Raw genomic sequence first — 18,299 nt, forward strand, 5'->3', positions numbered from 1 at the left:
CTTCAATGGCGAGGCGTGCAATGGAATACGTGAAATTCGGATCGACAGGGCTGGAAGTGTCCAACCTGGTGCTGGGTTGCATGACGTTCGGCGAACCGTCACGCGGCTCGCATCCATGGACGCTGCCGGAAGCGGAGAGCCGCCCGATCATCCAGCGGGCAGTCGAAGCCGGCATCAACTTCTTCGATACCGCGAACATGTATTCGGACGGCACGTCGGAGGAGATCGTCGGCCGCGCGCTGCGCGATTTCGCGAAACGCGACGAGATCGTGATCGCGACCAAGGTGTTCTACCGGATGCGGCCGGGGCCGAACGGCGCGGGGTTGTCGCGCAAGGCGATCATGACCGACATCGACCAGAGCCTGAAGCGGCTCGGCACCGATTATGTCGATCTCTACCAGATTCACCGCTGGGACTACGGCACGCCGCTCGAGGAGACGCTCGAGGCGCTGCACGACGTCGTCAAGGCCGGCAAGGCGCGCTACATCGGCGCGTCGTCGATGTTCGCGTGGCAGTTCGCGAAGGCGTTGCACACCTCGAAGCAGCACGGCTGGACCCGCTTCGTCAGCATGCAGAACCACCTGAACCTGCTGTATCGGGAAGAAGAGCGGGAAATGCTGCCGCTGTGCGAAGACGAAGGGATCGCGGTGATTCCGTGGAGCCCGCTCGCGCGCGGCCGCCTGACGCGCAACTGGGACGAGTCGTCTGAGCGGCAGCAGAGCGATGCGGTCGGCCAGCGGCTTTACGATGCGACGGCGGAGTCGGACAAGGCGGTCGTCGATGCCGTTGCGACGATCGCGGCCGCACGCAACGTGCCGCGTGCGCAGGTCGCGCTCGCCTGGGTCGCGCAGAAGCGCGGGGTCACTGCGCCAATCGTCGGCATTTCGAAGCCGCAGCAGCTGGACGACGCACTCGCCGCACTCGAGCTGAAACTGACCGACGACGAGATCGCCACGCTCGAACGCCCGTACGTGCCGCACGCGGTCGCCGGGATCAACTGAGCGGCCGCGCCGCGCGGCCGTCAGCGCGCGGCGGCGAGCATCGGGTAGGTGAACAGGCCGAAGTGGACGACGTTCAGCCCCGCATGCGCGAGCGCGGACGCGAGCAGTCCGCCGCGCCGCCAGGCGAGGCCGTAGCCGACGCCGGCCACCGTGCCGAGCACGATCCATTGCCAGCCGCCGGCCGCATGCGCGGCGCCGAACAGAGCCGCGCCAATCGCAAGCGCGGCCCACGGCCCCCATGCGAACGCGCGCAGCGCGCGCGTCAGCCCGCCCTGCACATAGCCGCGGAACAGCGCTTCCTCGGCGAGCGTCACGATCAACAGGTTGTTCACGAGCCACAGCCAGCCCGACGACGGCCACTTGGGCGCCCAACCGACCATCCCGAACGCGAGCGCGCCGGCCAGGCACGCGGCCGCTGTTGCCACGGCCGCCACCGCGCCAGTGCGCAGCGCGCGCGACAGCGGGATGTCGGGGGCGACCCACGGCAGCACCCACACCAGCCACAGGCCGATGAGCGGCTTGTCCAGATTCAGGTACATCGTGAACGGCACGGCATCCGGCGTGAAGCGCGTCGCGGCGATCACGCGCGGATTGTGGAAGCCGGGAATCAGGTGCAGGCTGAGCGCGATCGCGAGCGCGGCAAAGACGACATGCGCGGCGATGCGCACCGCGCGCGGGCGCTCGGGCATCACGCCCCAGGCGGCCGCGGCCAGCAACGCGAACGGCGCCAGCGCGAGTGGTGCGAGCTTGCCGAACGCCAGCGCGCACGCATAGCCGAGCGCGGCGAGGCCGAGGCTCAGGCCGTGCTGCGGGCGATGCCACGCGAACGCGGCGGCCGCGAACAGCGCGAGCCAGATCGTGGCGGACGGAAGGAGAGAAAGGGACATGACAGATACGGCATTCGTCGGACGAGACGCCGCGCATCATACAGCAGGCGTCCCGCCATGCCGGCCGGGCGCGCTCAGCGGCCGGCGGTTTCGGTGACGCCGTCGCGGCCCGGGATGTGAACGCTGTTGCGCACGCGCATCCGCCGCCGGTACCAGAAGGTCCACGTCAGCAGGCAGCCGAACACGGTATAGCCGATGATCGGCGACACCACCAGCACACGTTCGACCGGCCAGGTCACGACCATCCAGAGGCGCAGCAGCATTTCCAGCGTCATGAACGCGCCCCAGACGAAGGTCATTCGCCGAAGCATCTGCCGCAGCCCCGGCTGCGCGTCCCAGACGGCTTCGAAATGCGCGGCGCCGCCGTCCATTTCGCGGGCCACGGTGGCGCGGGCAAGATAGAAGATCAGCGGACGTGCGCGGACCAGCGACAGCAGGAACACGACGCCGATCGTGCCGGACGCGAGCGACTCGCGCATCAGCAAGGTGCGCGGGCTGCCGCCGAGTGCCATCCCGATGATCGACAGCGCGATGCCCAGCAGCACGATGGCCGCCACCGCATCGACGCGGCGCGAGCGGATGAATTCGACGATCGACCAGACGATCGGCGGGACCGCCGACGCGTACAGCGCGCCGGTTTCGCCGAAATAGGGCTGCGCGGCCCGGTAGGCGACCCAGGGCAGCACCAGGTTGACGAAGAGTTCGAGAATCAGTCCGGCTCGCGGTTTCACGGTGCGCTATTCCACGCAGGTTGGGGCGAACGTGCAAAGGGCGTGGTGGCCCCCGGTTGCCCCGAAAAGGGTTCGGTCCAGTATATCGAAGAATCGGGCGGGGCTGCGGCGTTGCCTCGGCCGCTTGCCGCCGTCACGGATTCACCGCCACGGGCAGCGTGATCGTGACCGTGGTGCCGTGCAGCACGACACTGTGCACGTGGATGTTGCCTTCATGCCGCTCGACGACTGCCTTGACGAACGCCATGCCGAGCCCGACGCCGCTGGTTTCCGGCTGGCCGGCGGTGCGGAAGCGCCGGTAGCGCTCGAACAGCCGCATCTGGTCCGCGCTGCTGATCCCGCACCCGCTGTCGCGGATCGTGCAGCGCACGGTCTTGCCGTCGCCACCCGGTTCGACCTTGCATTCGACGCTCGTCAGCGGCGCGCTGTACTTGATGGCGTTGTCCAGCAGGTTGATCAGCGCGCGCGACAGCAGTGCCGGGTCGCCCTGCACGATCGTGTCGTCGCGCCGCGGCACGTCGTCGATCGACATGGATTTCCGATGCGCGAGCGGCCACACGGCGTCGCGTGCCTCGTTCATCAGGTCGGCGAGGTTGACCGGCACGAGTTCGTATTCGCTGGCCTCCGCACGCGAGAGCTGCGCGAAACCGTCGGCCATCGCCAGCGTGTGCCGCGCCAGCTTGCCGATTCTCGCGAACTGCTGCTTCGTCTGCGCATCGCCCGCCCGGTGCGCCTGCGTGTCGATCAGGATGATCAGCGAGGTCAGCGGGGCGCGCATGTCGTGCGAGAACAGCGTCAGCATGTCGTTGCGCTGGCGCTCGAGCATGTCGCGGCGGACCGTCGCGTGGCGCAACGTTTCCAGCGCGTCATGGATCCGCGCGATCTCGGGCCCGATGCCGCGCGGCATCGCGACGTGCGACGTATCGCCGTCGCTGAGCGCGACGATCCGGCGGCCGAGCGCATCGAGCGGCTTCGACAGCAGCCGCTGCGTGCCGCGCGCGAGCGAAACCAGGATCGCGATGCACAGTGCCGTGGCGAACGCCGACAACCCGACCTTGATCCGGGCGGCGTTTCGGTCGCCGATCGCGCGGTGCCGGGCAAGGTCGATCACGCGATCGCGCAGCAGCTCGCTCGGCCGGAAATGCGGCACGATCGCACGGGAAAACTCGGCCGCGCTCATCGTATAGGCACCGTTCCGGCCGCTGGCGACCGTCGCGTCGACGAGCGGCAGGATGTGCGTGTCGAAGGCCGCGTTGAGCTGCGCGTATTCGCGTGCCACGTCGGGGTCGTCGAGCTGCGCGCCGATCGCGCCGTCGATCAGCGCGCGCAATTGCTCGATGCGGCCGCGCATCCGCATGATGTCCGCGAACTGCGTGCGATCGAGCGCCTGCCGCGCGAACATCGGCGCGATGAGCAGCGAGCCCGTGCGGCCCGCGTATTCCCGGAGATCGCCGAGGAGCCGCGCCAGCAGGATCGCACCCGACGTGCGCGGGGCGCGCATCGCGGTGTCGGTCATCGCCCCGTCGATCAGCAGCGACAGCGTGTCGACGACCCGGAACAGGTGCGCCTGCGCGTGCTGGATATCGTCGACGGTGCGTGACGCGAGCGGCCGCGCGTCGAGCGCATCGACTTCCGCACGCGCATCGGCGAGCGTCATCCGGGCCGAGTCGAGTGCATGCAGCAGGTTGCCGCGTTCGTGATCGTTCAGCACGGTCGCCTGCGCGATGCCGGCGCGAAAGCGTTTCAGCGCCTCGTCGGAACGCGCGCGTGCGGCGAGCAGGTGGCGGGCCTCGGTGGCGCCGTCGTCCTGCAGGCGAACCAGCAGGTCGTTCGTCGGGCCGCGCTCGGCGGAAATCACGTTGGCGGCGCGCATCGCCCCGCGGACGAACTCGAAGCTCTGCAGGTCGGCGTTCTCCTGCCGGTATTGCCGGAAACTCCCCCAGATAATCGTGCCGCACAGCAAGGCCAGCAGCGTTGTGACGATTGCGAAGCCGATATGCGTCTTCTGCAGGATCGTCAGCGATCGAATGTTGTATGCGCGTTCCCGGTTAAACGAGAATGATCGATTCATGACACACCATGTTTGCAAGCTATCCCGGGTGGGCCCGTATTCTCTGCCTGTCGGCGCCGTGACGCCGTAAGGTTTATTGGGGGGGGCAGGGAGCCGCCTTCACGGGGCGGCAACGATCCCGGCCGGGAAGCCGGATCGTGCTTGGCACAGGATCGCCTTGCGTCAGTGTCCTGTCGACACCGGACGAATCGCGCTTGATCCGGAGAAACCCTGATCGCGTATCGCGCCCGTGGCGCATGACGACAGATGGTTTGGATTGCGAATGTTTTGAATCGACGTGTCTGACCGGAGCGCGGCATCAAATCAGCTTCGGACGATGGCAGGCAGGCGGGGAAGGGGCACGCTGGAGGGGGGGCGGCAGGCGCGTCGCCCGCGAACGGGCGACGCTTCAGGGCGATACGGCAGCAGGCGTGCCGCGGCGCGAATCGCGGCCGCAGCCGTGCGAGCGGTCAGGCAGTGGTGGGCTGAACGATGATCTTCACGTTCCGGTCCTTGTGGTTGACCAGTTCCTCGAAGCCGTGCGAGACGATGTCGCCGAGCGCGATGCGCCCGGTGATGAGCGGCTGCACGTCGATGCGGCCGTCCGCAATGAAGCGGATCACGTCCGCGAATTCACCGTTGTACGCCAGCGAGCCGATCACTTCCTTCTCGGTCGACACGATGTCGAAGAAGTTGAACGGCGCCGGCTCCTCGAAGATGCCGACCATCACCGACTTGCCGGCCTTGCGGATCACGTCGATCGCGAGCTTCGCGGTGGTCGTGTGCCCGATGCACTCGAACGATACGTCGGCGCCGTAGCCGCCGGTCAGCGCCTTCACTTCCGCGATCGCGTCCGACGTCTTCGGATCGATGACGACGCTCGCGCCGACTTCCAGCGCCTTCTGCTTGCGCGCGGCCGACATTTCCAGCGCGATTACGCGCCCGGCGCCCGCGGCTTTCGCGCACATGATCGTGCACAGGCCGATCGTGCCAGCGCCGACCACGACGACCGTCTGCCCGACGATGTTGCCGGCCTTCTTCACCGCATGCAGCCCGACCGCGAGCGGCTCGATCAGCGCCCCGGCCTCGGTCGGGAAATCGTCGGGCAGCTTGTACAGCAGTTCGGCCGGCACGTTCACGTATTCGGCGAACGCGCCGTTGTTCATCAGCCCGGTGAACGCGAGGTTCTCGCAGATGTTGTACAGCCCGTGTTTGCAATACCAGCAGGTGCCGCAATGCTGGCATGCGTCGGCCGTCACGCGGTCGCCGACCGCGAAGCCCGTCACGCCCGCGCCGAGTTCGGCGATCTCGCCGCTGAACTCGTGGCCGAGGATGCACTGGCCCTTCAGGCCCGTCAGCGGATGCGGCGCGTCGACCGGGATGAACACGGGCCCCGCGACGTATTCGTGCAGGTCGGAACCGCAGATCCCGCACCAGTGCACGCGAATCGTGACCCAGCCTGCCGGCGGGCGCGCCGGCACGGGAACCTGTTCGACGCGGATGTCGTGGCGGCCGTGCCAGACGGCGGCTTTCATGCTGGGGGCGGTGGTCGATGCCGGTGTACTCACGTTGCTGTCTCCATCAGGTTGTCGTCGGGCGCAGCGCGTGGCTGCCGGTGTGCCCGTCGCGCGATTGCGCGATCGACCGGTATGCAGGAACGGGGCCAGCTTGAGTGGAGGCGCCGGGTGGTGGCAGGGCGGGACGGGAATGGCGCGATGCACCATCGATGTGTCCGCTGATGATGGTGGGTTTTGAGGAGGAGTGGTGCGGATTTTGCTGCGCAAGCAAAACCGCAGGCCGGATGAGACGCTGGGACGTTCGTCTCAGCGCAATGAGACGAATTGCGAGACGCGTGCCGATGGCCGGCGCGGTTCGACGCGCGTTCAGGCAACCACTTCGTCGACCGCGACCGGTGCGAGCGGCGTGAATCCGGCGGCGCGGTACAGCGGCAGACCGGCCGCGGTCGACACGAGCCAGACACGCTGCGCGCCGCGTTGCCGGGCATGCGCGGCGATCGCGGCGAGCAGCTGCATCGCGAGGCCGCGGCGACGGTATGCGTCTGCGGTCCCGACGCGGTCGACGACGATATCGCGGGCCGACGCAAAGCCGTAGCGCGCGGTGGCGGCGACCTGCCCATCCAGCCGGTGCGCGAACAGGAAGGCGGCCGGATTCGGCTGGAACGGCGGGAACGGAGCGTCCGCATTGAACCCGTCGATGTCGCCCGGCGTGTGGCAGGCGAGCGTCTGCGCAAGCGCCTCGTCGCCTGACAGCCCGCCGATATCGGCGGCCATGAAGTGCTCGTCCGACAGCCGGCGTGTCCTCCCTTCGAGTGTGGGCGGCAGCGGCGCGGCGCCGTAGCGCGTGATCCACGCGCCGACGGCGAACGGGCCGTCGCCATACGCGGGCGCGCCCTCGATCACGAAGTGCTCGAAAGGTCGCCCCATGCCGGCGTCGAACCGCACGACGTGGCCGTCCGGGCTGTCGTGCAGCGGCGCATCGCGCCGGTCGCGTGCGGCGCAGTATCCGGCGATGAAGGTGCGGACGGCGGCCTTGCGGCGGGGGAAGGTCGACCAGGCTGCGTCGAGCGGAAGCGGGGCGTCGGGAGCGGGAGAGGCGGTCGGCATGCGGGCGTATGCAACGTCGTCAGGGCGTAGCCGACAGCTGAGATCAGGGCGGTGCACGCTGCCATGCCGGCCCATTGCCGCGATCGACGGAACGGATCGTTGCGCACATTACCCCTTTACTTGAAGTGAACTTCAATTTGTATCATGTGCGCCAGTCCGATCGCGGACGCGTGACGTATCCCGTGGCACGCGGCCGCTTCAACCGAGGTGGAGATGACCGAATCGCCTGTCGCGGCCGATGCCGCCACGCTACCGTCGCGTCGCTACCGGGCCGCCGTCGCGAACGTCGTGCTGGCGAGCATCGTGTCGGCGTTGCACGTCGGCAAGGCGACGATCGCGTTGCCGTCGCTCCAGCACGAGTTCGGCGGCTCGCTCGCTTCGCTGAGCGGGATCATGTCGGTGTTTCCGTTCGTCGGCGTATTTGGCGGGATCGCGGCCGGCGTGCTGGTGCGGCGCTGGGGCGACCGGCTGCTGCTGATCGCGGGCCTCGTCATCCTCGGTCTGTCGAGTGTTGCCGGTGCATGGGCCGGGAGCTTCGCGCTGCTGCTGGTCACGCGCTTCGCCGAGGGGTGCGGTTTTGTGATCGTGGTGGTCGCCGCGCCGGCGGTGCTGAATCGCGTGACGCCGCCCGAGCGGCGCACGCTCGCGTTCGGGCTGTGGAGCACGTTCATGCCGGCCGGCATGGCGCTGTCGATGCTGGTCGGGCCGCTGCTCGGCGGCTGGCGCAACGGCTGGCTCGCGGCCGCGGCGTTGACGCTCGTGGCGGCGGCCGCGGTGCCCGTCACGACGTCCGCCGATGTGCCGTCGCGGCAGGCCGCCGCGCCGCGCATCGGGCCCGCGCTGCGCGACGTGCTCGCGTCGCGGTCGACCACGCTGCTCGCGCTGGGTTTCGCCACCTACAACGTGCAGTTCTTCGCCGCGATGACGTTCCTGCCGGTGTTCCTGATGCAGCGCCTCGGTGTCGCGGTCGGCGCGGCGGGGCTGATCAGCGCGGCGATCGTCGCCGCGTGCGTGATCGGCAACCTGACGGCCGGCTGGCTGCTGTCGCGCGGCGCACGGCCGGGGATCGTGATGGCCGCGACGTCGGTCGCGATCGGCGCGGCCGGCGCAGGGCTTTTCAGCGCGGCCACGCCGGCACCGCTCGCGGTCGCGCTGGGTTTTGCGTTCTCGGCGATCGCCGGGATGCTGCCCGCGACGATCCTCGCGTGCGCGCCCGGCTCCGCGCCGACGCCGTCGCTGGCGCCGCTCAGCATCGGCTGGGTCGTGCAGGGCAACTATCTCGGACAGGTGATTGGGCCGCTGGCGATCGGCGCGATCGTCGGTGCCTTCGGCTGGTCGGGCGGCATCGGGCTGATGCTCGCGGCCGCCGTCACCGGCGCGGCGATCGGCCTGTCGCTGCCGCGCGAACCGCTGGGCCGGCGCTGAGCGCGGCGCCGTTCAACCTGTACGGAAATCCGTCAAGCATGCTCAACACCATGGAAAGCCTGATTTGCGAAGAAGACCCGCCGTGCGATGCGCCGGCATGGGGCGAACACGATGCGATGCCGCCGTGTGACGGCGTCGCGCATCCGCTCGTGACGATCGGCCGGGTGCCGGTTCCCGAGCACGCGGCGTTGGCTGTCTCGCCGTTGCGTCCGCAACTGTTCGTCACGGTGCTGGAGGCCGGCGACAACGCGTTGCTGGTTCGCTGGGTCGAGAGCGGCCGTTGCCATTACGGCGAACAGCGCTGGCGTTTGCGTATCGCGCTGCAGCCGGGCCGCTGCGCGATCTCGGGGCAGTCGATTGAGCCGGGCGAGCCGGTGTTCCGGCCGGTACGGCGGCCCGTGCCGGCCAATGGCGACGAGATGATCTGCCCGGCGTCGGTGCCGGGTGCCACCGTCGCGGCGTGTGGCGTCACGGCGGAGGATGACGACGCACACGCACCGGCCGACGTTCGCGGCTGAACGCCGGCCGGCTGCTGCAGCGGGTTACTGCTTCACGTCGTGCCGGTACTGGATGAACCCGGCGTTGTTCGCGAGCTTGTCGTACAGTGCGCGCGCGGTCGTGTTGGTTTCGTGCGTGAGCCAGTACACGCGGCTCGCGCCGGCTTCGCGGGCATGGTCGTACACGGCCTCGATCAGCGCACCGCCTGCGCCTTGCCCGCGTGCGTCGGGCGCGGTGTAGAGATCCTGCAGGTAGCAGTAGGGCCCTTCGGTCCAGCACGAGCGGTGGTAGATCGAATGCACGATCCCGACCAGCGCACCCGATGCGTCGAATGCGCCAAGCACGAACATCGGCTCGGCGGGATCCATCAGGCGCGCCCACGTCGTCGCGAACACCGCGTCGCTCAGCGCGGTGTCGTAGAACTGCTGATAACCCTGCCACAGCGGGCGCCACGCGGCTTCGTCGGCGGCGACGAGCGGGCGCACCGTGACGCGCGTCGCGTCCTGCGCGCGGCTGGCCGCATCGCGCTCGCGCGCCTGCGCGTGACGGATCGCGATGAGCGACTGGCGCTGCTCGCCGTGCGCGTCGAAGTTCTCCGGTGCGAGCCACGCGTCGAACGCGGCGCGGACATCCGGCCATTCGTCGTCGATGATCGAGAACCACGCGGTGTCGCGATTGCGGTTGCGGTAGACGATCGCCTGCCGGAACGTGCCTTCGTAGCGGAACCCGAGCCGGGCGGCGGCCTTGCGCGACGGGATGTTCAGGTCGTCGCACTTCCATTCGTAGCGCCGGTAGCCGAGCGTGTCGAACGCGTACTTCATCAGCAGGAACTGCGCTTCGGTCGATACGGGCGTGCGCTTGAGCAGCGGCGAGAACGTGACGGAGCCGACCTCGATCACGCCGTTGGCCGGATCGATGCGCATCAACGCGAGCGTGCCGACCGCGCGGCCCGTGGCGCGGTCGATCACCGTGTAGTGCAGCGGATCGGTGCTTGCCTGCGCGCCGCGCGCGTAGTCGCGGTAGCTCGACTCGTCGGCGTACGGGCCGTGGACGAGATAGGTCCAGTCGCTGCCGTCCGGCGCCTGGGCGTAGGCGGCGTACAGGTCGGCCGCATGGCGTTCGGCGTCGAGCGGTTCGAGCCGGCAGTAGCTGCCTTCGAGGACGATGCGCTCCGGCCGCGGGCGCGCGGACCAGTCGGGAACGGGGTGGCCGATGGGTTGCTGGAAAGCGTTGGTGAGCGTGGACAAGGTCGATCTCGCTTCGGTTGGCGGCCGGCGACATGCCGGCATGCAGACGATCGTAGTCGCGGCGAGGTACCATGAGAAGCGCCAGGGATCGGCAAATTTATGGTGCCACGTGTTTCGGGGCGCGAACGGCGAGCCGTGCGCGACTAGCCGTCCGCCACCTTCCGACATTTTCACGCTGCGATGTTCCGATGACGACAGTCCTTCCTTCCGCCGACGCGCCGTTGCTGCCGCTCGACGCGCCGCTGGCGCGCACGCCGGGCGCGCCTTCGCTGCAACGCCAGTTGCTGCGCCGGGTGCGCGACGCGATTCTCGGCGGCGCGATGCCGGCCGGCACGCGGCTGCCCGGCACGCGCGCGCTGGCCGAGACGCTCGGCGTGTCGCGCAACACGACGGCCGCCGTCTACGAGCAGCTCGTCGCCGAAGGCTTCCTGCAGTCCGACCGCCGTGGCACGCGCGTGGTCGGGTTGTCGCGGCCGGCGCCGCCGCGCCGGCGTGCCGCGCCGCCGGCTGTCGCGCAGCGGCTCGGCCGGATTCGCCCGAGCCGCATCGGCACCGGCGAATCGGAGGGCTTCCGGCCGGGCGTGCCCGCGTTGACGCATTTCCCGGCGGACGCGTGGCGCCACGCGATCGACCGCGCGCTGCGTCGCGCCGGTCGCGACCTGCTCGGCTATGGCGACCCGCTCGGCGAGCGCGCGTTGCGCGAATCGATCGCGCGCCACCTGGCCGTGACGCGCGGCGTGCGCTGCGATCCCGAGCAGATCGTGATCACGGAAGGCGCACAGGGCGCGATCGCGCTGTGCGCGCAGTTGCTGACGAACCCGGGCGATACGGTGTGGGTCGAGGAACCCGGCTATCGCGGCGCGCGCACCGCGATGCAGGCGGCCGACCTCGACGTCGTGCCGATGCCGGTCGACGCGGAAGGGTTGCGCGCGGATGCGGACGACTGGCGCGAGCGGACGCCGCGCCTCGTCTACACGACGCCGTCGAACCAGTTCCCGACCGGCGCGGTGTTGTCGATCTCGCGCCGGCTCGCGCTGATCGATGCCGCGCGCCGGCATCGCGCGTGGATCATCGAGGACGACTACGACAGCGAATTCCGGCACACCGGCGAGCCGATCGGCGCGATGCACGGGCTCGCACCCGATTCGCCCGTCGTCTATCTCGGCTCGTTCAGCAAGACGATGTTTCCGGCGCTGCGGATCGGCTTTCTCGTGCTGCCCGATGCGCTGCTGGCCGCGGTGCGGCCGGTGCTGCCGGAGATGCTGCGCGGCGGGACGCGCCACGTGCAGCTCGCGCTGGCCGATTTCATCGAGACGGGCGAGTACGGCCGCCATCTCGGCCGGATGCGCCGGCTGTATCGCGACCGGCGGCGGTTGCTGCTCGCCGCGCTCGACGGCAACCTGAGCGTGCCGCATGAGATCGAGGGCGGGCCGTGCGGGCTGCATCTCGCGCTGCGGCTGCCCGCGCGCTACCGCGATCGCGCGATCGTCGACGCGGCGCGCGAGCACGGCATCGGGCCGTTTCCGCTGTCGGGATTTTCGATCGATGCGGCATCGGCGGGCAACGGGCTCGTGCTCGGCTTCGGCAACACGTCGGCCGACGCGTTCGAGCCGATGTTGCGATTGCTGTCGGCGATCGCGGAGCGGGTGGGCGGAGATTGAGGGCGGGTGGCAGGGTGCGCGGGTTATGTCACCCGTTGCCGATGATTTCCGCTACCGTATCGCCTCCGATTTCACCTTCTTTTCCTGATCGAACGTGCTCACACCTTACAGATTCTTTGCGCTCGCCGGTACCGCATGCGCGTTGCTGGCCACCGCTGCCGTCCATGCGCAATCCACCCAGGACGGATTCATCTGCAATACCGACAAGCATCACATCGTGATCGACCGCGCCGCGAACGGCACGTTGAACTACCGGGCCTGGAACAAGCCGCACTCGGTCGATCGCAAGCCGGACGTCGAGTTGCACGGCGGCACGGAGGAAACGGTCGGCACCGACCCGTGCGTCAATACCGACTGGACGTTCAAGCGCGGCAATGTCGAGTATGTCGTGGCGGACAACGCTCGCTGCTCGGAAGGCAAGCCGCCGCGCAATGCGAACGGGATGGTCGTCGTGTCGATCAACAAGGAATTTGCGGCGCGCTACTGGTGCATCAAGTAGGCGCCGCGCTACGCGACCTCAATCGCCAATCGACCGAATGACCTTCGCCGGATTACCGCCCACCAGCGTATTCGGCGGCACGTCCCGCGTGACCACGGCCCCTGCGCCGATCACCGCGTTTTCGCCCACCGTCACGCCACCGATGACCGTTGCGCCGGCACCGATCCACACGTTGCGCCCGATCGCGATCGGCTTTGCGACGACGGCGGCACGCCGCTTCGACGGTTCCAGCGGATGGCCGGACGTGATGAGGCTCACGTTCGGCCCGATCATCACGTCGTCGGCGATGTCGAGCCCGCCGAGATCGTAGAACGTGCAGTTCTGGTTGACGAACACGTTGCGGCCGACCGTGATGTCGGGCCCGCCGGTCGTATAGAACGGCGGAAGCAGCAGAAAGCTGTCGTCGACCGGCTTGCCGATCAGTTCGCCGAACAACGCGCGGACTTCGTCCGCATCGTCGAACGACAGGCGGTTGAGGCGGGCGGTGAGCGCCATCGCGCGTTTGACGTTCGCGAGCATCGTCGCCGATTCGGGCGTTCGTCGGGGAATGAGGAGGGTGCGGTCGTCATGCGGCATGCACGGGGATCCTGTCGGTCGGCATTCACTGTTCCGGGTTGACGCTGTGTTGTCGCGCTGCGCCGCCCGCTTCTGGAAGGCCGGTAGCGGCGAGCCGGCAGCCGTCAACGAGCCCGTTTTTCGTACAGCGACCAGACGCGACAACCGGGGCCCGGAGCCTGGCTCCCGGTACGGCCCTGCGCGGATGAAGCCATGCGGCCCGCAGCACGCGCATCACCTTGCGTTGTCGCGTTCGAGCCGATGTTGCGGATGCTGACGGAGATCGCGGCGAAGGTGGGCGGGGATTGACGCGCGGGTAACCTTACCCGTTGCCGGTGATTTCCGCTACCGTATCGCTTTCGATTTCACTTCGGGATTCCGACAAGAGAATCGCGTCATGAATGTGCGAGCTGGATCGGTGATGACCGTCGTTCGTCTGGCCGTTTTCCTGGCTGCCTGCGTGACGGGAGCCGGGTGCTCTCGCGAGACGGATCATGCGGATCCGCAAGCCGCTACGGCGGCCGATGAGGCCGGGATCGGGCTGAAGCTGAACGCGCTGAACTACACGGACGTGCCGATCGGTACCTTCTTTGTCGACGGCACCTGGGGCGGGAATGTGGCCGCCCGTATCGGCAGCGCCGGCGGCGGCATCACATGCTGTGTGTCCGTTCCGGAAAAATGGCGCCCGGGATTGACGGTCGATGTCGAATGGCGCAACGACGAGATGTTCAAGCGCGATCCACATGCACTGGCTAGCCGGGTCGTGCCGATCGAGCCGTATGGTTCGTTCTCGGACGGCTATCTGTGGATCGTGTTTTTCCCGGGGGACAGGATCAAGGCATACGCGTCTCCGTGGCTGCCGGGCGCACCGGAATTTCCCGAAGGATTGCAGGTCCCGAGCAAGGCGTGTCCGGGCCACTTCACGGTATTGAACAGCAGCCGTGACTGCCCGACACCGGACAAGGGAATGGCGAGGGCGGCGAGATGAGTGTTCGTGTTGCGGCCGCCGGGCGGCCCGATGCCGGCGTAGCGATTCCCGGCGTGCAGGATGCGATGCCTCGCGGGCTTCATGAGATGACAAAAACATGCCCCGACGCAGGAGCGGTGAAATGAAAGTGCAGGTCATCGGTCTGTTGCTATGTTCCATTCTTGTCGGCGCGAGTCATGCGCAGGCGCCGGTATCGGGAAACGTCATGAGCGCGGATGAAAGAGCCGCAGCCATTCGGAGCGCCTTCAGCCCGACCGCGCGTGTCGATGCATTCAAGTCGCATATCGATTTCGACCGGAAGTTCGCGACCGACGATGGCCGGAAGATCGTCGCGTTCGACTGGGGCAAGCTCGCGACCCAGCGCGCCCCGGGTTTGAATGCGCTGAAGATCGAGCATTTCGAACAGCCTGTCGACGAAACCGGGCCGCTCAAGGATTTCCGGATGTTTGTCTTCAACGGCCGGTTCAACGGAGCACGCGTGTCGATCACGGTTGCGCAGGCCAAGGATCGCTTCGAGGCGGCGGATTATTTTCTCGACGAGACAACTTCGCCGTCGATCTCGTACGTGCCGTTCGAGACGAATCCTGATCCGCTCGGAAGCGTGTCGGTTCAGAGCTCGATCGCCGGGCCCGGGCTCGGACTCGTGTGGATCTACAAGAACCTGTGCCTGGTCGTGTCGGGGGTGCCAGCCGGCGCGGTCCGGGATCTGAGTCGACGCCTGCAGACGCTGGCGGAAGCCCACACGGTCGATTCGATGTGATGGCGGGCGATCGCTCGCCTCCCGGGGATCGTCGACCGCCACGTCGAGCGAAGCTCAACGTCGCGCGCATCCATGGCGCCACCTGACACGCACCACCCATCGCCACGCACGATAATCGGACTTGTGCGGATTGACGAACCGCACACTTTGTTCGAAACGAATGCCGTCGCGGCTCCGCGCGTGATGCGCCGCCCCGTATTCGGGTTTCGATTCGTATGTTCGAACAGGCCGCTTGGACTATAAATGGATGCGTGTACCGGGGCTTGTCGGGCGCCTGCGCGTCTCGCGCATGTCGGCGCCGTGACTCCCGGGGGAGGTGCACCGTGGTTCGCCAGACGCTTGCTCGCGCCGTGCTTCGCACCGCGTTGATCGGGGGCGTGTTTGCCGGTTGTTTGCTGCCCCCGCCGGCCGTCCTCGCCGGAACGGTCTCGCCGCCTGTCACGCCACACCCGATGAAGCAGCGTCCGGCTGCAGCGCCTTATGCGATGCCGGTCGATTTTCCGGCGATCGTCGACCGCTACGGCCCGGCGGTCGTGACCATCATGACCGCCGCACCCGACCAGCAGGCCGGCGGCCCGTCCTTCGCAATCCTCGATCCCGACGATCCACTCGCCGCGTTTTTCCGGCACGACGCGCCGCCGCCCGCGCAAGGCCCGCAGGCACCGGCACAGGCGCCTGCGCCCGACACGTCGCCGCGCGCGGTATCGGGCAGCGGCTCGGGTTTCATCGTCAGCGCCGACGGCCTGATCCTCACGTCGGCGCACGTGGTCGACGATGCGACCGACGTGACGGTACGGCTCACCGACCGCCGCGAATTCAAGGCGACCGTGCTGGCCGTCGATCCGCAGAGCGACGTCGCCGTGCTGCGCGTCAACGCGACGAAGCTGCCGTTCGTCCGTGTCGGCGATTCGTCGAAGGTACGCGCGGGCGAGCCGGTGATGACGATCGGCGCGCCGGACGGATCGGGCAACACGGTCACGGCCGGCATCGTCAGCGCCACGTCGCACCGGATGCCGGACGGCAGCGCGTTTCCGTTCTTCGAAACCGACATCGCGCCGAACCCCGACAACTCGGGCGGCCCCGTATTCAATCGCGCGGGCGACGTGATCGGCATCGCGGTGCAGGTCTATACGGGCGCGGACCGCTACGCGAGCACGACGTTCGCGATCCCGATCGCGTTTGCCGCCAAGGTGCGTGCGCAACTGCAGAAGCAGATGCAGGCGCAACAGCCCCAGGCGCCGGACGCGTCGTCCGGCAACGCGCTCGGCGTCGACGTGCAGGATGTCGGCATCGGGCTGGCCGCGGCGTTCGGGCTGCCGCGTCCGGCGGGTGCGCTCGTCAACGGCGTCGCGCCCGGCTCGCCGGCCGCCGCGGCCGGCGTGAAGCCCGGCGACGTGATCGTGAAGCTGGGCGACAAGACGATCGGCCGCTCGGCCGAGCTGAACGACCTGGCCGCCGCGCTGCCGCCGGGCCAGAAGGCGCCGCTGCGGCTGATCCGCAACCGCGCGCCGGTGATGCTGACGATCACGGGTGCCGACGAGGCCGCCGGCAACGAGGGCCCGGCCATCGGCGCGGCCGCGCCGAAGGCGGCCGCACGACCGGGGCCGGGAGCCGGGGCGGGCGACGGCGGCGACCGTCTCGGGCTGACGATGCATGCGCTGAGCGACGACGAACGCCGTTCGACGGGGCTCGCGGTCGGGATGATGGTGGATGCGGTGCACGGCCCGGCGGCCAGCGCGGGGATCCAGCCGGGCGATGTCGTGCTGGAGCTCAACGACAAGCTGCTCGAGACGCCCGACGACGTGCAGTCGCTCGAAGCGACCGGCGGCAGCGTGATCGCGGTGCTGATCCAGCGCAACAACGCACGGAAGTTCGTGTCGGTGCGGGCGCGTTAGGGCGTTGACGCGTCCGGTATCGTCCGCCTACCATCGTCCGATATTGCACGCAGTCAGCCAGGCATTCAGGAGCCATCCGGCATGAAAACAGCACGCTTCATCGTAGTAGTCAGCAGGCGCAGGGTCCGGTAGCGGCACCGCGCCGGCACCCATGCGCCCCCGACTCGTTCGGGGGCTTTTTTTTTGCATTGCGCACGGCCGGGCGGCACGTGCGCGGAGGGCATCCGCTTGCAATCGAACCTGCCGATCGCTTCCGAACGGGCGTCGCCGAGATACGCGACGCTGATCCTGCTGTGCGCGTGCTCGGTCTTGCCGCTGAGTCTGTTCCTGCCGTCGCTGCCGGCGATCGCGCGCGACCTGCGCGCCGACTACGCACTCGTCGCGCTGTCGCTCGGCGGTTACGCGGCGGTGGCCGCGTCGCTCGAATTTGTAATGGGGCCGCTGTCGGACCGGTTCGGGCGGCGGCCGGTCGTGCTGGCGAGCGTCGGTGTGTTCGCGCTCGGCTCGCTCGGCTGCGCGATGGCGACCGATATTCGCGCGTTTCTGGCCTGCAGGCTGATGCAGGCGGCGATCACGTCGGTCTATCCCGTGTCGATGGCGACGATCCGGGACGCCGGCGGCGGTGCGCGCGCGGCGAGCCGGATCGGCTATGCGGCGATGGCGGCGGCGTTCGCGCCGATGCTCGGCCCGACGCTGGGTGGCGCGCTCGACCAGACCTTGGGCTGGCGAGCGAGCTTCTGGCTGCTCGGCGCGGCGGGCATCGCGCTGTTCGTCTGGTGTGCGTTCGATCTCGTTGAAACTCACGCGAACCGGTCGTCGAGCCTCGGGCAGCAGCTTCGCGCGTATCCGGCGCTGCTTCGTGCGCGCCGCTTCTGGGCGTATGCGCTCTGCATGGCGTTTTCGACCGGCTCGTTCTACGCGTTCCTGGCCGGCGCGCCGCTCGCCGCGCACACGGTGTTCGACATCGCGCCCGCGGAGATCGGCTTCTACATGGGAACCATCACGGCCGGCTTCGTGTGCGGCAGCTTCCTGGCCGCGCGTTACGCGCGCCGCTACGCACTGGCCACGACGATCCTGTGCGGACGGATCGTCGCGTGCGCAGGGCCGCTGATCGGCCTCGCGCTGATGTTCGGCGGCGCGACGCAGGCGATCGCATGGTTCGGGCCGTGCGTGCTGGTCGGCATCGGCAACGGGCTGACCAATCCCGGTGCGCATGCCGGCGCGGTGTCGGTGCGCCCGGAACTGGCAGGCAGCGCGTCCGGGCTGGCCGGTGCGATGACGATCGCCGGTGGTGCCGCGCTTTCGTCGTTGACGGGCGCGGTGCTGACGGCCGGCAACGCGGGCTATGCGCCGCTGGCGATGATGCTGCTGTCGGCCGCGATCGCGCTGGCGGCGGCCGTCTGCGTGCGGGTGTTCGACGCGCGGGACGTTGGGCGGTGAACGCAGGCGTGGTATCGCGCCGCGTGGAACCGGGGGCT

At 68.7% G+C, this 18,299-nt stretch carries 16 protein-coding genes; 9 read left to right on the forward strand and 7 right to left on the reverse strand.

Annotation, left to right across the window (positions count from 1 at the left end):
- Positions 1-20 precede the first annotated feature (20 nt).
- A complete protein-coding gene (locus tag ACN8ZM_RS33700) occupies positions 21-1,001 on the forward strand; it encodes an aldo/keto reductase (protein WP_205824994.1) in 981 nt (326 codons plus the stop codon).
- A 20-nt stretch (positions 1,002-1,021) separates the two neighbouring features.
- Here the strand turns inward: ACN8ZM_RS33700 and ACN8ZM_RS33705 are convergent, their stop codons facing one another.
- The 5 genes from ACN8ZM_RS33705 to ACN8ZM_RS33725 form a co-directional block, all read right to left on the reverse strand.
- Positions 1,022-1,888 (reverse strand): CPBP family intramembrane glutamic endopeptidase, encoded by an 867-nt coding sequence (locus ACN8ZM_RS33705; RefSeq protein ID WP_089452751.1) that lies wholly within the window; start codon positions 1,886-1,888, stop codon positions 1,022-1,024.
- Between the two features lie 74 nt (positions 1,889-1,962).
- Positions 1,963-2,619 carry a VC0807 family protein gene (locus tag ACN8ZM_RS33710; RefSeq protein ID WP_043184429.1) on the reverse strand — a complete coding sequence of 219 codons (657 nt, stop codon included), beginning with the start codon at positions 2,617-2,619 and terminating at the stop codon, positions 1,963-1,965.
- A 133-nt stretch (positions 2,620-2,752) separates the two neighbouring features.
- Complete coding sequence (locus tag ACN8ZM_RS33715) at positions 2,753-4,690, reverse strand: ATP-binding protein (protein WP_420213163.1); 1,938 nt, start codon at positions 4,688-4,690, stop codon at positions 2,753-2,755.
- A gap of 449 nt (positions 4,691-5,139) precedes the next feature.
- Entirely contained in the window at positions 5,140-6,204 is a 1,065-nt protein-coding gene (locus tag ACN8ZM_RS33720) for a 2,3-butanediol dehydrogenase (RefSeq protein WP_301767807.1), read from the reverse strand.
- A 348-nt stretch (positions 6,205-6,552) separates the two neighbouring features.
- Positions 6,553-7,293: a GNAT family N-acetyltransferase gene (locus ACN8ZM_RS33725; protein WP_420213164.1), complete on the reverse strand. Its 741-nt coding sequence runs from the start codon at positions 7,291-7,293 to the stop codon at positions 6,553-6,555.
- 213 nt (positions 7,294-7,506) lie between these two features.
- Here ACN8ZM_RS33725 and ACN8ZM_RS33730 point away from each other — a divergent pair, with 213 nt between their 5' ends.
- Together ACN8ZM_RS33730 and ACN8ZM_RS33735 are read left to right on the forward strand one after the other, a co-directional pair.
- Positions 7,507-8,718: a CynX/NimT family MFS transporter gene (locus ACN8ZM_RS33730; protein ID WP_420213165.1), complete on the forward strand. Its 1,212-nt coding sequence runs from the start codon at positions 7,507-7,509 to the stop codon at positions 8,716-8,718.
- 38 nt (positions 8,719-8,756) lie between these two features.
- The gene (locus ACN8ZM_RS33735; protein WP_420213166.1) at positions 8,757-9,236 is read left to right on the forward strand and encodes a DUF3331 domain-containing protein; all 480 of its coding nucleotides are present in this window, start codon (positions 8,757-8,759) and stop codon (positions 9,234-9,236) included.
- A gap of 24 nt (positions 9,237-9,260) precedes the next feature.
- On the opposite strand, the gene ACN8ZM_RS33740 is transcribed toward ACN8ZM_RS33735, so the two are convergent.
- On the reverse strand, positions 9,261-10,463 hold the full coding sequence (locus ACN8ZM_RS33740) for a GNAT family N-acetyltransferase (RefSeq protein WP_420213167.1): 1,203 nt from the start codon (positions 10,461-10,463) through the stop codon (positions 9,261-9,263).
- Positions 10,464-10,651: 188 nt separating this feature from the next.
- Here ACN8ZM_RS33740 and ACN8ZM_RS33745 point away from each other — a divergent pair, with 188 nt between their 5' ends.
- Positions 10,652-12,124 (forward strand): PLP-dependent aminotransferase family protein, encoded by a 1,473-nt coding sequence (locus tag ACN8ZM_RS33745; protein WP_043184444.1) that lies wholly within the window; start codon positions 10,652-10,654, stop codon positions 12,122-12,124.
- A 94-nt stretch (positions 12,125-12,218) separates the two neighbouring features.
- Positions 12,219-12,623, forward strand: coding sequence for a hypothetical protein (locus tag ACN8ZM_RS33750; protein WP_241018096.1), 405 nt, complete (start codon positions 12,219-12,221; stop codon positions 12,621-12,623).
- A gap of 18 nt (positions 12,624-12,641) precedes the next feature.
- Here ACN8ZM_RS33750 and ACN8ZM_RS33755 read toward each other — a convergent pair whose 3' ends face one another.
- Positions 12,642-13,199: a sugar O-acetyltransferase gene (locus ACN8ZM_RS33755; protein WP_043191096.1), complete on the reverse strand. Its 558-nt coding sequence runs from the start codon at positions 13,197-13,199 to the stop codon at positions 12,642-12,644.
- 376 nt (positions 13,200-13,575) lie between these two features.
- Between ACN8ZM_RS33755 and ACN8ZM_RS33760 the strand changes: the two genes are divergently transcribed.
- The 4 genes from ACN8ZM_RS33760 to ACN8ZM_RS33775 all read left to right on the forward strand — a co-directional run bounded on the left by ACN8ZM_RS33760 (position 13,576) and on the right by ACN8ZM_RS33775 (position 18,261).
- Positions 13,576-14,166: a DUF3304 domain-containing protein gene (locus ACN8ZM_RS33760; protein ID WP_043191094.1), complete on the forward strand. Its 591-nt coding sequence runs from the start codon at positions 13,576-13,578 to the stop codon at positions 14,164-14,166.
- A gap of 205 nt (positions 14,167-14,371) precedes the next feature.
- Entirely contained in the window at positions 14,372-14,926 is a 555-nt protein-coding gene (locus ACN8ZM_RS33765) for a hypothetical protein (RefSeq protein WP_420213168.1), read from the forward strand.
- A gap of 323 nt (positions 14,927-15,249) precedes the next feature.
- Positions 15,250-16,821 (forward strand): trypsin-like peptidase domain-containing protein, encoded by a 1,572-nt coding sequence (locus ACN8ZM_RS33770; protein WP_420213169.1) that lies wholly within the window; start codon positions 15,250-15,252, stop codon positions 16,819-16,821.
- Positions 16,822-17,049: 228 nt separating this feature from the next.
- Entirely contained in the window at positions 17,050-18,261 is a 1,212-nt protein-coding gene (locus ACN8ZM_RS33775; RefSeq protein WP_420213170.1) for an MFS transporter, read from the forward strand.
- The last annotated feature ends 38 nt before the right edge of the window (positions 18,262-18,299 follow it).

The organism is Burkholderia aenigmatica (genome assembly GCF_048627025.1).
GTDB classification, from domain to species: domain Bacteria; phylum Pseudomonadota; class Gammaproteobacteria; order Burkholderiales; family Burkholderiaceae; genus Burkholderia; species Burkholderia aenigmatica.